At 70.9% G+C, this 15,623-nt stretch carries 2 protein-coding genes; both read right to left on the bottom strand.

Going from position 1 to position 15,623, the window contains the following annotated elements:
* Positions 1–7,019, bottom strand: a 7,019-nt coding sequence (locus AB0A97_RS41130; RefSeq protein WP_361161087.1) for an SDR family NAD(P)-dependent oxidoreductase, incomplete at its 3' end; no start/stop codon positions are given.
* 45 nt (positions 7,020–7,064) lie between these two features.
* Entirely contained in the window at positions 7,065–15,551 is an 8,487-nt protein-coding gene (locus tag AB0A97_RS41125) for an SDR family NAD(P)-dependent oxidoreductase (protein ID WP_361161084.1), read from the bottom strand.
* Between the last annotated feature and the right edge of the window lie 72 nt (positions 15,552–15,623).

Genomic DNA, 15,623 nt, shown 5'->3' with positions numbered 1-15,623 from the left:
AACGACCAGCCCACATCCACCGGACGCACACCCGACCCGTGCCCAACGAACGCGGCCAGCCGCCCCGCCTGACCCGCCAACCCCGCATCCGAACGGCCGGAAACCACCCACGGCACCAAAGGCAACTCCGCACCGGCAACACCATCCGCCGCGCCCGGAGCCGCCCCCGGGGCCGGGGACTGCTCATCAGCGGCCGGGGCCTGCTCGATGATCACGTGGGCATTGGTGCCGGAGAACCCGAAGGAGGAGATGCCGGCGCGGCGCGGACGCTCACCCGTCTCCGGCCACGGCACCGCCTCAGTAACCAGCCGCACCGCCCCCGCATCCCAGTCCACCTGCGAAGACGGCCGCTCGGCGTGCAGGGTTTTGGGGATCTGGCCGTGCTCCAGCGCCAACACCATCTTGATGATTCCGGCGACACCGGCGGCCGCCTGGGCGTGCCCGATGTTGGACTTCACCGACCCCAGCCACAACGGTCGGTCCGCCGGACGGTTCCGGCCGTAGGTGGCCAGCAGGGCCTGTGCCTCGATGGGGTCACCCAGCCGCGTCCCGGTGCCGTGGCCTTCGACCACGTCCACCCCGTCGGCACCGACGCCCGCGTTGGCCAACGCCGCCCGGATCACTCGCTGTTGGGACGGTCCGTTCGGTGCGGTCAGGCCGTTGGAGGCGCCATCCTGATTGATCGCGCTGCCCCGCACCACCGCCAGCACCTTATGGCCATTACGCCGGGCGTCGGAAAGACGTTCCACGACCAGCACGCCGACGCCCTCGCTCCAGGCGGTGCCGTCCGCGTCCTCCGCGTAGGCCTTGCAGCGGCCGTCCGCGGCCAGCCCACGCTGCCGGGAGAAGTCGATGAAGGTGACCGGGGTGGCCATCACGTTGACGCCGCTGACCAGGGCGAGCGTGCTCTCCCCGGACCGCAGGGACTGGGCGGCCAGGTGGAGCGCCACCAGCGAGGAGGAGCAGGCGGTGTCCACGGTCACCGCCGGGCCCTCCAGGCCCAGCGCATAAGCCACCCGTCCGGAGGCCACCGACCCGGTGGCGCCGAGGCCGACGTACCCCTCGGCTTCTTCCGGCAGCGCGGTGGCCGAGAGGTAGTCGTGGTGGAACATGCCGGTGAACACGCCGGACGCGCTGGCCCGGAGCTCGGTCGGGTCGATGCCGGCGTTCTCCAGTGCCTCCCAGGAGGTCTCCAGCAACAGCCGCTGCTGCGGATCCATCGCCAGCGCCTCACGCGGGCTGGTGTCGAAGAACTCCGCGTCGAACTCGGCGGCGTCGTAGAGGAAGCCGCCCTCGCCGACCAAACTCTTGCCCACCGCGTCCGGGTCGGAGTCCACCACGTCGGCGGGCCAGCCACGGTTGTCCGGGAAGGGGCCGATCCCGTCCCCGCCCGAGGCCAGCATCTGCCAGAACTCGGCCGGGGTCGTGGCCCCGCCGGGGAAGCGGCACGCCATTCCGACGATCGCCACCGGGTCGTCGTCCGCGCGGACGTCGTCGGCCGCTGCCGGAGGTGCCGCGTCCGCCGGTACCGTGCCGGAGCCGATCAGCTCGTCCAGGACGAATTCGGCCAGGGCGGCGGGGGTCGGGTAGTCGAAGACCGCCGTGGCCGGCAGCCGCAGGCCGGTCGCCGTGCTGAGCCGGTTGCGCAGCTCGACGGCGGTCAGCGAGTCGAAGCCGACGTCGCGGAACGGACGGTTGCCGTCGAGGCCGCCGGGCCCGGACATGCCCAGCACCAGGGCGGCCTGGCCGATGACGAAGTCCCGCAGCGCCTCCCGGCTCTCCGCGGGGCTCAGCCCGGCCAGGCGGGCTGCCAGCGCGTTCCGGTCCTCGGCGGCCGGCTGTCCGGCCGTCCGGCGAGCGGGCTGCGCGTTCCCGCGGGCCGCGGGGACGAGCGCGGACAGTAGCGGCGGCACCTCGGAGGAGCGGCGCAGCGCACCGAGGTGCACCTCTGCTGCCACCAGCAGCGGTCGGGCGCGGTTCGCGGCGGCGTCCAGCGCGGCGAGACCGCGTGCGTCGGAGAGCGGGCGCAATCCCTGGCGGGACATCCGCAGCAGGTCGGCCTCGGCCAGTTCGCCGGCCATGCCGTTTTCCCAGGGGCCCCAGGCCAGCGATACGGCGGGCAGGCCGTGGTGGCGACGGTGGGCGGCCAGCGCGTCCAGGAAGGTGTTGCCCGCCGCGTAGTTGGCCTGACCGGCATTACCGATCACCCCCGCGATGGACGAGAACAACACGAACGTGTCCAGCTCCAGGCCCAGGTCACGGGTCAGCTCGTGCAGGTTCCAGGCGGCATCCACCTTCGGCCGCAGCACAGACTCCAGCCGCTCCGCAGTCAACGAGCCGACCACTCCGTCATCCAGCACACCGGCCGCGTGCACCACACCCGTCAGGGGCACGCCCTCAAGAACACTGGCGAGCCCGTCCCGGTCGGCCGCATCGCAGGCCGCCACGGTGACCCGGACACCTGACGTGTCGAGGTCGGCGAGGAGCTCAGGCATTCCCGGGGCGTCGCTGCCGCGACGGGAGAGCAGCACCAGATGCTCCGCCCGGCCCGACCTCGCCAGATGCCGGGCCACCAACCCGCCCAGCACCCCCGAAGCACCGGTCACCAGCACCGTGCCCGGACGGGCGCCAATGTTGGCTTCGGTCTCGGTCTCGGGCCCGGTCTCGATCTCGATCTCGGGCCCGGCGGACGGTACCGCCTGGGCCTCAGGTGCCGTGTCCCCGTTGAGCGCCGACGGGTCCGCGAGAGTGGCCCGGGTCAGCCTGGGCACCCGGGTCTGTCCGCCCCGGACCGCCCACTGCGGCTCACCCAGCTCAACCCCGGCCCGTAGCCAGCCGGCCAGTTCCGCACCAGGGACGGACACCTCGTCCACGTCCGCCAGCAGCAGACGCCCCGGGTTCTCCGTCTGCGCCACCCGGACCAGACCCCACACCGAAGCCGCCGCAACCTCCACCGGCACCCCCGCGCCGGCATCGACCGCACGCTCGGTCAACACCAACAACCGCGCACCGGACAGCACATCAGCAGCCAACCACCGCTGCACCAAGCCCAGAACGTCCACGGCGGTACGACGAACAGCATCCGCGGTGCCGCCAGGCCCGGCCGCCGGAAGAACCGGCGCCACCACCGTCCGTGGGACCTCAGCCCCCGCCTCCACCGCCGCCACCAACGCCGCAACATCCGCAAAGGCCACAGCACCAGGCAGCTCCGGCACGACCTCCGGATCACCGAGCACACCCCACCGGCCCAACGCCGCCGGTTCCGAGTCCGGGCCCGCGTCGGATGTGGTGGCCGAGGCAGGCACCCACTCCACCGCGAACAGGGTGTCGTCCGCCGCCTGGCCGCCCGCTGCGAGGTCCTGCGGCGACAGGGTACGCAGGTCCAGTCTGTCGACGGAGGCGATCAGCTGGCCGGACGCGTCGGCCAGCATGACCGTCAGCCCCTCGCCCGAGGCGGCAGGGGTCACCCGGACCCGTGCCGCAACGGCGTCGGAGGCGTGCACCATGACGTTGTTCCAGGCGAACGGCAGCGCCAGGCTGTCGCCTTCGGTGTTCGCGGCCGCCACGTGCAGTGCCGCGTCCAGCAGGGCAGGGTGCAGCCCGAAGCCGTTGGCCGTTACGTCCTGCGGCAGGGCGATCTCGGTGAACAGTTCCGCACCCCGGCGCCAGGCAGCCCGCACGCCCTGGAAGGCCGGGCCGTAGCTCAGTCCGCGAGCCGCCAGCTCCGGGTAGAACAGGTCCGGGTCGAGGGTTTGCGCACCGGTCGGCGGCCACTGCCGGAAGCCGTCGGCGCTGTCCTCCGCCACCGCCTCGGCTGGGGAGAGCGCACCGGTTGCGTGCCGGGTCCACTCCCCCTCCGGCGGGACGTCCTCGTCCTGCGCATAGACACTGACCACGCGGCGCCCGGACGCGTCCGGCTCCTCCACCATGACCTGCACCCGCATCCCACCCCGCGCGGGCAGCACCAGCGGAGCCTCAATCAACAGCTCCTCGACCCGCGAGCACCCCACCTCATCACCGGCACGGACCGCCATCTCGACCAACGCCGCGCCCGGCACCACCACCTGGCCCGCCACCACATGATCCGCCAGCCAGGACTGCCCCGAAAGCGAAAGCCGCCCCGTGAGCACCACACCACCACTGGCCGGCAATCCCACCGCCGCCCCCAACAACGGATGCCCCGACGTCGCCAGTCCCAGCCCCTCGGCCCGATTGCCAACGGCCACCTTCAACCAGTAGCGATGACGCTGGAAAGCGTACGTGGGCAGGTCCACGCGCTGGGCGCCGGTGCCGGTGTAGAGCGCCTCCCAGGCAACCGGGACCCCACGGACGAACGCCTTGGCCAGCGCGGTCAGCAGGGCGCGCGGTTCGTCGCGGCCACGACGCAGCACCGGCAGCCACGCCTCAGAACCCGAATCGCCTTCGCCCTCACTGTCGGTGCGGGTCTGCGGGCCCATGCCGGACAGTACGCCGTCCGGACCGAGTTCGATGAAGGTCCCCACCCTGAGCCCGCGCATCGCCTCCGCCGCGTCCGCGAAGCGGACCGCCTCGCGCACGTGCCGGACCCAGTACGAGGGGTCGGTGACCTCCTCCGAAACGGGGCCGCCGGTCAAGGCAGAGACCATCGTTACCGTCGGGGTGTGGTACGTGACGTGGGCGATCGTCTCGGCGAACCGGCCCAGCATCGGCTCCATCAACGGTGAATGGAAGGCGTGCGAGACTTGAAGGCGACGCGTGCGCGATCCGGCCTGCGCCAGTTCCTCCGCCACCACCAGCACGTCGTCCTCGACACCGGACAGCACGACCGCACGCGGCCCGTTCACCGCGGCGATCCCCACCCCCGGACGACCAGCGATGACTTCGCGAACCCGTTCCTCGGCGGCCTCCACCGCCACCATCGCACCACCAGACGGCAACTCCTGCATCAGACGACCCCGAGCCGCCACCACAGCGCAAGCGTCGTCCAGGGACCACACCCCCGCCACATACGCCGCAGCCAGCTCACCGATCGAGTGGCCCGCCACCACCTGCGGTGCCACACCCCACGAAGTGAGCAAACGGAACAGTGCCACCTCCACCGCGAACAGCGCAGGCTGCGCCCACACCGTCTCATCGATACAGCCACCGCCCGGCCACGACGGGTCACCCTCACCCCGCACCACCGCCGCCAGCGAACCCTCAAGGTGCGCGTCCAGCCCCGCACACACCTCGTCGAACGCCGCCGCAAACGCCGGGAACGCCTCATACAGCTGACGGCCCATCCCAACCCGCTGCGCACCCTGCCCGGTGAAGACAAAACCCACCTTGCCCGCACCACCCGCAGCGCCACTCACCACACCGGGCAGCTCACGACCCTCAGCGAGGGCACCCAGAGCGGTGACCAGTTCCTGCCGGTCCGACCCCAGCATCACCGCCCGATGCTCCAACACCGCACGCGACGACGCCAACGACCAGCCCACATCGACCGGCCTCCCAACCGTGTCCTGTCCGACGAACGCGGCCAAACGCCCAGCCTGCCCGGCCAGCCCCGCCTCCGAACGGCCGGAAACCACCCACGGCAACAGAGGCAACTCCGTACCGTCAACACCATCCACGGCCTCGGGCGCCGCCCCCGGGGCAGGGGACTCCTCATCAGTCGCCGGGGCCTGCTCGATGATCACGTGCGCGTTGGTCCCGGAGAACCCGAACGAGGAGACACCGGCCCGACGCGGACGCTCACCCGTCTCCGGCCACGCCACCGCCTCAGTGACCAGCCGCACCGCACCCGCGTCCCAGTCCACCTGCGAAGACGGCCGCTCCGCATACAACGTCGCCGGAACCACCCCTCGCTCCATCGCGACCACCATCTTCACGATGCTCGCCACGCCCGCAGCCGCCTGGGCGTGCCCGATGTTGGACTTCACCGACCCCAGCCACAGCGGTCGCCCTTCCGGGCGGTCCTGACCGTAAGTGGCCAGCAGCGCCTGCGCCTCGATCGGATCACCCAGCCGCGTCCCCGTCCCGTGCCCCTCCACCACATCCACATCGGCCGGCTCCAGGCCCGCGTCGGCCAACGCCGCCCGGATCACCCGCTGCTGTGCCGGACCACTCGGTGCCGTCAGGCCGTTGGAGGCACCATCCTGGTTGATCGCGCTGCCCCGCACCACCGCCAGCACCTTGTGACCGTTGCTCCGGGCATCGGACAGGCGTTCCACGACCAGCACGCCGACGCCCTCACCCCAGGCAGTACCGTCCGCACCCTCCGCGTACGACTTGCAGCGGCCGTCCAGAGCCACGGCCCGCTGGCGGGAGAAGTCGACGAACGTGTTAGGAGTGGCCATCACCTTCACCCCGCCTGCCAGTGCCAGGGTGCTTTCGCCGGACCGCAGCGACTGGGCGGCCAGGTGCAGCGCCACCAGCGAAGACGAGCAGGCCGTATCCACCGTCACCGCCGGGCCCTCCAGGCCCAGCACGTACGCCACTCGCCCGGAAGCCACCGACGCCGTGGCCCCGACCCCCACGTAGCCTTCGATCTCTTCCGGCATCGGGTGGGTCGGCAGGTAGTCGTGGTAAAAGAGCCCGGTGAACACGCCGGTCGGGCTGCCGCGCAGTGCGGTGGCGTCGATGCCGGCGTGCTCCAACGCCTCCCAGGAAGTCTCCAACAGCAACCGCTGCTGCGGATCCATCGCCAGCGCCTCACGCGGGTTGATGCCGAAGAACTCCGCATCGAACTCGGCGGCATCATAGAGGAATCCGCCCTCACCGGAGACGCTCTTACCCACCGCGTCCGGGTCAGGATCGACCACATCCTCCGGCCAGCCACGGTCCGACGGGAAAGGACCGATCCCGTCACCGCGCGACTCCACCAGCTCCCACAGCCCCTCCGCCGAGGACACCCCGCCAGGGAACCGGCAGGCCATGCCGACAATGGCTATCGGCTCCGGCCGGCGGTCCTCGATCTCCCGCAGACGCTCCCGGGTCTGAGCGAGGTCGGTGGTGACCCGCTTGAGATAGTCGCGAAGCTTCTCTTCGTTCGCCATCCGATTGACGCCTTCCTCAATACGCACGGTGGTACGGCGACGTACTCAGAGCCCGAGCTGGTTGTCGATGAAGTCGAACATGTCGTCGTCGCTGGCCGACTGGATCCGGTCGGCGACCGAGTCGCCGTCGTCGACACCGTCGTCGGTTCCTGCGGTCGCGTTCAGGACGCCGAGCATCTGCTTGAGCCGCTCGCTGACCTGCATGCGTACGGACTCGTCGGCCATCAGCCCGGCGAGCGAGGCTTCGACCCGGTCAAGGCCGGAGTGGGCCGCGAGCACGTCCGGTTGCTCGGGCGCCGAGCCGAGCATCTCCTCCGCGAGGAAGCCGCTCAGCGCCGCCGGGCTCGGATGGTCGAAGACCACTGTGGGTGGCAGCCGCAGCCCGGTGGCAGTGTTCAGCCGGTTGCGCAGGTTGACGGCGGTGAGCGAGTCGAAGCCGACATCGCGGAAGGAGCGGTCCGCGTCCAGCCTGTCGGGGCCGGACATGCCCAGTACCAGGGCGGACTGCGCCAGGACGAGTTCCCGCAGGGTGTCCAGGGCCTCGCCCCGGCCCAGTCGGCCCAGCCGCTCGGTGAGTGTCTGCTGTTCCTCGGTACGGTCCAGGACGCTGTGCCGGCCGCCTGCTGTCGGACGGGCGGGCTTACCGGCGCGCGGACCGGGCACCAGCCCGGAGAGCAGCGACGGAACCTCCCCGGTGCGGTGCAGAGCCGCGAGGTCCAGCTCGGCAGCCACCAACAGTGGTTCGGGACGGCTCACGGCGGCGTCCAGCACCGCGAGGCCGCGCGCGTCGGTGAGCGGCAGCAGTCCTTGCTGGGTCAGTCTCTGACGTTCGGCGCCGGTGAGCCGGCCGGCCATGCCGTTCTCCCAGGGTCCCCAGGCGATCGACACGGCGGGCAGGCCCTGCCGGTGACGGTACGCGGCCAGGGCGTCCAGGAAGGTGTTGCCCGCCGCGTAGTTGGCCTGACCGGCATTACCGATCACCCCCGCGATGGACGAGAACAACACGAACGTGTCCAGCTCCAGGCCCAGGTCACGGGTCAGCTCGTGCAGGTTCCAGGCCGCATCCACCTTCGGCCGCAGCACCGCCTCCAGCCGCTCCGCAGTCAGCGAGCCAACCACCCCGTCATCCAGCACACCCGCCGCATGCACCACACCCGTCAGCGCCACACCCTCAAGAACACCGGCAAGCTGATCCCGATCGGCCGCATCGCAGGCCGCCACCGTGACCTTGACACCCATCTCCTGAAGATCGACCACGAGTCCAGGCATCTCTGGGGCCTCGCCGCCGCGACGGGAGAGGAGCACCAAGTGCTCCGCCCGACCCGACCTCGCCAGATGCCGGGCCACCAACCCGCCCAGCACCCCCGAAGCACCGGTCACCAACACTGTGCCCGGGCGGGCCCCAGCACTGGTCTCCGTTGTGGCGCGGGTGAGCCTGGGCACCCGGATCTGTCCGCCGCGGACTGCCCACTGGGACTCGTCCAGCTCTATCCCGTCTCGCAGCCAGCCGGCCAGTTCCGCACCGGGGACGGACACCTCGTCCACGTCCGCCAGCAGCAGCCGTCCCGGGTTCTCCGTCTGCGCCACCCGCACCAGACCCCACACCGAAGCCGCCGCAACCTCCACCGGCACCCCGGGGCCGGCATCGACCGCACGCTCGGTCAACACCAGCAATCGCGCATCAGACAACACGTCAGCAGTCAACCACTGGTGCACCAACCCCAGAACGTCCGTCGTGATCCGACGGGCCGCAGCCGCGACATCTGGCGTGGGCCGCTCAGGCGTGGCCCGCACCACGACGGTCCGCGGGACCTCGGCACCGGCCTCGATCGCCGCCACCAGAGCCGGCAGATCCGGATAGCTCGCGACGCCCAGGACGTCCTCGCCGAGCACGGCCCACGGGCCCTCCGCCGCGCCGGAACCATCCGCCGTCAGCGCGGCGGGTACCCATTCCACCGTGAACAGGCCCTCGGCGGATTGGACGGCGGCAGCGTCGAACGGCCGCAGGGCCAGGGAACCGACGGAAGCGATCAGCGCGCCGTCGGCGTCCGCCAAGCTGAGCGAAACACCCTCGCCATCAGCTCCCGGCACCACCCGGACACGCGCCACCTGAGCACCCGTGGCATACAACTCCACGTCCCGCCAGGCAAACGGCACCTCCAACCCGCCCGCACGCTCCCCTACACCCACAATGACGTGCAACGCAGCATCCAACAACGCAGGATGCAACCCAAACCCGTCCACCACCACACCCGGCGGCAGAGCGACCTCGGCGAACAGCTCCTCACCCAGACGCCACGCCGCCCGCACACCCTGGAAGACCGGACCGTAGCTCAGTCCGTGCTTCGCCGACCCGGAGTAGAAGTCGTCCAATGCGACAGACACCGCACCGGTCGGCGGCCACTGCGCCATCCTGTCGGCGGTAGCGGCTGCCGCTTCGGCCGGGGCGAGAACGCCGGCCGCGTGCCGGGTCCACGCCGCCTCCGGGGGGCTCCCCTCGCTCTGGGCGTGGATGCTGACTGCGCGGCGTCCGGAGGCGTCCGGTTCCTCCACCGTGACTTGCACCCGCACGCCGCCCTGCGTGGGCAGCACCAGCGGGGCCTCGCTCAACAGCTCCTCGACCCGCGAGCACCCCACCTCGTCACCGGCACGGACCGCCATCTCCACCAGCACCGCGCCCGGCACCACCGCCTGGCCCGCCACCACGTGATCCGCCAGCCAGGGCTGCCCCGAAAGCGAAAGCCGCCCCGTGAGCACCACACCACCACTGGCCGGCAACCCCACCGCCGCCCCCAACATCGGGTGCAGGGTGGCAGATTGGCCCAGGCCCGCGGCGTCCAGGTGGGCGGGTGCGGTCGGCAGCCAGTAGCGCTGACGCTGGAAGGCGTACGTGGGCAGGTCTACACGCTGGGCTCCGGTGCCCGCATAGACCTCTTCCCAGCGCACCGGGACTCCATGGACGAACACCTTCGCCAGCGCGGTCAGCAGGGCGCGCGGTTCGTCACGGCCACGGCGCAGCAACGGCAGCCAGGATTCGGAACCCGACTCACCCTCGCTATCGGTACGGGTCTGCGGGCCCATGCCGGACAGTACGCCGTCCGGACCGAGTTCGATGAAGGTGCCCACGCCGAGCCCGCGCATCGACTCCACAGCGTCCGCGAAACGGACCGCCTCACGCACATGCCGCACCCAGTACGAGGGGTCGGTGACCTCCTCCGAAACAGGGCCGCCGGTCAGCGCGGAGACCATCGCCACCTGCGGCTTCCTGTACGTGACCTCGGCGATCGCCTGAGCGAACCGGTCCAGCATCGGCTCCATCAACGGCGAATGGAACGCATGCGAGACCTGCAAACGACGCGTGCGCGCTCCTGCCTCCGCCAGTTCCTCCGCCACCACCAGCACGTCGTCCTCGACACCGGACAGCACGACCGCACGCGGCCCGTTCACCGCGGCGATCCCCACCCCCGGACGACCCGCGATGACTTCGCGGACCCGTTCCTCGGCGGCCTCCACCGCCACCATCGCCCCGCCGTGCGGCAACTCCTGCATCAGACGACCCCGAGCCGCGACCACCGCGCAAGCATCGTCCAAGGACCACACCCCCGCCACGTGTGCCGCAGCCAGCTCGCCGATCGAGTGGCCCGCCACCGCCTGCGGTACTACACCCCACGAGGTGAGCAGGCGGAACAGTGCCACCTCCATCGCGAACAGCGCAGGCTGCGCCCACACCGTCTCATCAATACGGCCCCCACCCGGCCACGACGCGTCACCCTCACCCCACACCACCGCGGCCAGCGAACCCTCAAGATGGGCGTCCAGCCCCGCGCACACCTCGTCGAACGCCGCCGCGAACACCGGGAACACCTCGTAGAGCTGTCGGCCCATCCCAACCCGCTGCGCGCCCTGCCCGGTGAAGACAAAACCCACCTTGCCCGCACCACCCGCGACACCACTCACCACACCGGGCAGCTCACGACCCTCAGCGAGGGCACCCAGAGCGGTGACCAACTCCTCCCGGCCCGACCCCAGCACCACCGCCCGATGCTCCAACACCGCACGCGACGACACCAACGACCAGCCCACATCCACCGGCCGCACACCAGACACCGACGCCTCGACAAACTCCGCCAGCCGCCCAGCCTGACCCGCAAGCCCCGCCTCCGAACGACCGGAAACCACCCACGGCAACAGAGGCAACTCCGTACCGTCAACACCGTCCACGGCCTCGGGAGCCGCCCCCGGAAGAGACGCGCCCTCCACGCTCGGGGCCTGCTCGATGATCACGTGCGCGTTGGTCCCGGAGAACCCGAACGAGGAGACACCGGCCCGACGCGGGCGCTCGCCCGTCTCCGGCCACGCCACCGCCTCAGTGACCAGCCGCACCGCACCCGCATCCCAGTCCACCTGCGAAGACGGCCGCTCCGCATACAACGTCGCCGGAACCACTCCCCGCTCCATCGCGGCCACCATCTTCACAATGCCCGCCACACCCGCAGCCGCCTGCGCATGCCCGATGTTGGACTTCACCGACCCCAGCCACAACGGCCGATCCTCCGGACGCCCCTGGCCATAGGTGGCAAGCAGCGCCTGCGCCTCGATCGGATCACCCAGCCGCGTCCCCGTACCGTGACCCTCCACCACATCCACATCAACCGGCTCCAGCCCCGCATCGGCCAACGCCGCCCGGATCACCCGCCGCTGCGACGGACCATTCGGCGCCGTCAAACCATTGGAAGCACCATCCTGGTTGACCGCACTGCCCCGCACCACCGCCAGCACCCGATGCCCGTTACGCCGTGCATCCGAGAGCCGCTCCACAACCAGCACGCCGACACCCTCACCCCAGGCAGTACCGTCCGCACCCTCCGCATACGACTTGCAGCGGCCGTCCGCGGCCAGCCCACGCTGCCGGGAGAAGTCGATAAAGGTACCGGGGGTGCCCATCACCGTGACTCCACCCGCCAGTGCCAGGGTGCTTTCGCCGGACCGCAGCGACTGGGCGGCCAGGTGCAGCGCCACCAGCGACGAGGAACACGCCGTGTCCACCGTCACCGCCGGGCCTTCCAGGCCCAGCGTATAGGCCACCCGTCCGGAGGCCACCGAGCCCGTGCCACCGGTGCCGAGGTATCCCTCGACCTCTTCCGGGACCGTATGCCAGGGCAGGTAGTCGTGGTAGAAGAGCCCGGCGAATACGCCGGTCGGGCTGCCGCGCAGTGCGGTGGCGTCGATGCCGGCGTGCTCCAACGCCTCCCAGGAAGTCTCCAACAGCAACCGCTGCTGCGGATCCATCGCGACCGCCTCACGCGGGCTGATCCCGAAAAACTCCGCATCGAACTCAGCCGCGTCGTAAAGGAATCCGCCCTCACCGGAGACACTCTTACCCACCGCATCCGGGTCAGGATCCACCATGTCCTCCGGCCAGCCACGATCCGACGGGAAGGCACCGATCCCGTCACCTCGCGACTCCACCAGCTCCCAGAGCCCCTGTGCCGAGGAGACCCCGCCAGGGAACCGGCAGGCCATACCGACGATGACGACCGGATCGTCGCCCGCACGCGGGACGTTGGCCGCCGGGACGGTGGTGCCCGTCGGGTCGGCCTCGTCCTCGCCGAGCAGTTCTGCCAGCACATGCGTCGCCAGCGCGGCCGGAGTCGGGTGGTCGAAGACGGTCGCGGCGGGCAACCGCAGGCCGGTCACCCTGTTCAGTCGGTTGCGCAACTCGACGGCGGTCAGCGAGTCGAAGCCGGTGTCCCGGAACGAGCGGGTGGTTCCGACGGCCTCCGGCCCTGTCATCCCCAGCACCAGCGCGGCCTCTGTCGCGACCAACTGGAGGGCGGTCTCGGTTCGCTCGCCTGGTGCGAGTCCGACGAGCCGTGCAGCCAGCGGGCTCCGGTTGTCTGCGGCCGGTTCGGCGACCGTGCGGCGGGCGGTCTGCGAGTGACCGCCACCGCGCATGTCCGGCAGCAGGCCGGAGAGCAGCGGCGGTACCTCCCCGGAGCGGCGCAGCGCGGCCAGGTCCAGTCCGGTGGTGACCAGCAGGGACCGGTCGGTGCGGACGGCGGTGTCCAGCAGGGCCAGCCCGTCCGGTGCGGACAGCGGGCGCAGTCCCTGGCGGGACATCCGGCGCTGGTCCACCTCGTTCAGGGCACCGGCCATCCCGTCTTCCCAGGGTCCCCAGGCCAGTGATACGGCGGGCAGGCCGTGCCGGTGACGGTACGCGGCCAGCGCGTCCAGGAACGTGTTACCCGCCGCGTAGTTGGCCTGACCGGCGTTACCGACCACCCCCGCAATCGACGAGAACAACACGAAAGTGTCCAGCTCCAGCCCCAGATCGCGGGTGAGCTCGTGCAGATTCCAGGCCGCATCCACCTTCGGCCGCAACACCGACTCCAGCCGCTCCGCAGTCAACGAGCCCACCACCCCGTCGTCCAGCACACCGGCCGCATGCACCACACCCGTCAGCGCCACACCCTCAAGAACAGCGGCAAGCCGGTTCCGGTCGGCCGCATCGCAGGCCGCCACAGTGACCCGAACACCCATCTCCTCAAGCCCAACGACGAGTTCAGGCATCCCGGGGGCGTCACCGCCGCGCCGCGAAAGCAGCACCAGATGCTCCGCCCGGCCCGACCCCGCCAGATGCCGGGCCACCAACCCGCCCAGCACCCCCGAAGCACCAGTCACCAACACCGTGCCCGGACGGGTCTCCTCCGCGAGGCGCCGGAACGGCAGGCGCACCAGGCGCGGCACCCGGATCTGACCGCCCCGCACCGCCCACTGCGGCTCCCCCAGCCCCACCCCGGCCCGCAACCAGCCGGCCAGCTCCACACCGGACACGGACACCTCGTCCACATCCGCCAACAACACCCGACCCGGACTCTCCGACTGCACCACCCGCACCAGACCCCACACCGAAGCCGCCGCAACCTCCACCGGCACCCCCGAACCCGCATCCACCGCACACTCGGTCAACACCAACAACCGCGCACCGGACAACACATCAGCCGCCAACCACCCCTGCACCAACCCCAAAACGTCCGTCGCAGCACGACGGGCCGTTGCTGCGACACCACCAGACCCAACCGCCGGCAGGACCGGCGCCACCACCACCTGCGGAACCCGCGCCCCCGCCTCCACCGCCGCCACCAACGCCGCAACATCCGGAAAGACCTCAGCACCAGGCAGGCCCGGCACAACCGCCGAAGCCCCGAGCACAACCCACCGACCCAACGACTCCGGGTCCGAACCCGAATCGGATGTGACAGCCGCGATGGCCTTGACGGCCGTGGCAGACACCCAATCGATCCCGTACAGGCCGTCTCCTGTACCGGCAGTGGAGGCTGTGAGCGGCCGCAGGGTCAGGGAGCCGACGGAGGCGATCAGCGCACCGTCGGCATCCGCCAGGCCGAGCGAGACACCCTCGCCACCGGCTTCCGGCACCACCCGGACACGGGCCACCTGAGCACCAGTGGCATACACCTCCACGTCCCGCCAGGCGAACGGCACCTCCAACCCACCCGAACGCTCCCCCACACCCACGATCACGTGCAACGCCGCATCCAACAAAGCGGGATGCAACCCAAACCCGTCCACCGCCACACCCTGCGGCAAAGCAACCTCGGCAAACAGCTCCTCACCCCGCCGCCAGGCCGCCTGCACTCCCTGAAAATCCGGACCGTAGCTCAGTCCGTGCTTTGCCAACCCAGGGTAGAAGTCATCCAATGCGACAGACACCGCACCGGTCGGCGGCCACTGCGTCATTCCGTCGGCGGTAGCGGCTGCCGCTTCGGCCGGAGCGAGAACGCCGGTCGCGTGCCGGGTCCACACCGCCTCCGGGATGCTCCCCTCGCTTTGGGCGTGGATGCTGACGGCGCGGCGACCGGACGCGTCCGGCTCCTCCACCATGACCTGCACCCGCACCCCACCCCGCGCAGGCAGCACCAGCGGTGCCTCACTCAGCAGCTCCTCGACCTGGGGACACCCCACCTCATCACCGGCACGGACCACCATCTCCAGCAACGCCGCGCCCGGCACCACCGGCTGGCCCGCCACCACGTGGTCCGCGAGCCAGGGCTGCCCCGAAAGCGAAAGCCGCCCCGTCAACACCACACCACCACTGGCCGGCAACCCCACCGCCGCCCCCAACAACGGATGACGGGTGACGGACTGACCCAGACCCGCCGCATCCAAGGGCACAGCCCCGGACGACAGCCAGTAACGATGACGCTGGAAAGCGTAAGTGGGCAGATCCACCCGTTGAGCGCCGGTGCCCGCATAGACCTCTTCCCAGCGCACCGGGACCCCACGGACGAACGCCTTCGCCAACGCGGTCAGCACGGCGCGCGGTTCGTCACGACCACGGCGCAACAACGGCAGCCATGCCTCGGAACCCGAAGCGCCCTCGCTGTCGGTGTCGGTGCGGGTCTGCGGACCCATGCCGGACAGCACGCCGTCCGGGCCGAGCTCGATGAAGGTGCGTACGCCAGCCTCCCGCATCGCCTCCGTGGCGTCCGCGAAGCGGACCGCCTCACGCACATGCCGCACCCAGTACGACGGATCGGTGACCTCCTCCGAGACGGGACCACCAGTGAGCGCAGAAACCAACGT

Origin of the sequence: Streptomyces sp. NPDC045470 (genome assembly GCF_040646595.1) — a bacterium.
Lineage (GTDB): Bacteria > Actinomycetota > Actinomycetes > Streptomycetales > Streptomycetaceae > Streptomyces.
This window is presented reverse-complemented; position numbering and strand designations above follow the sequence as displayed.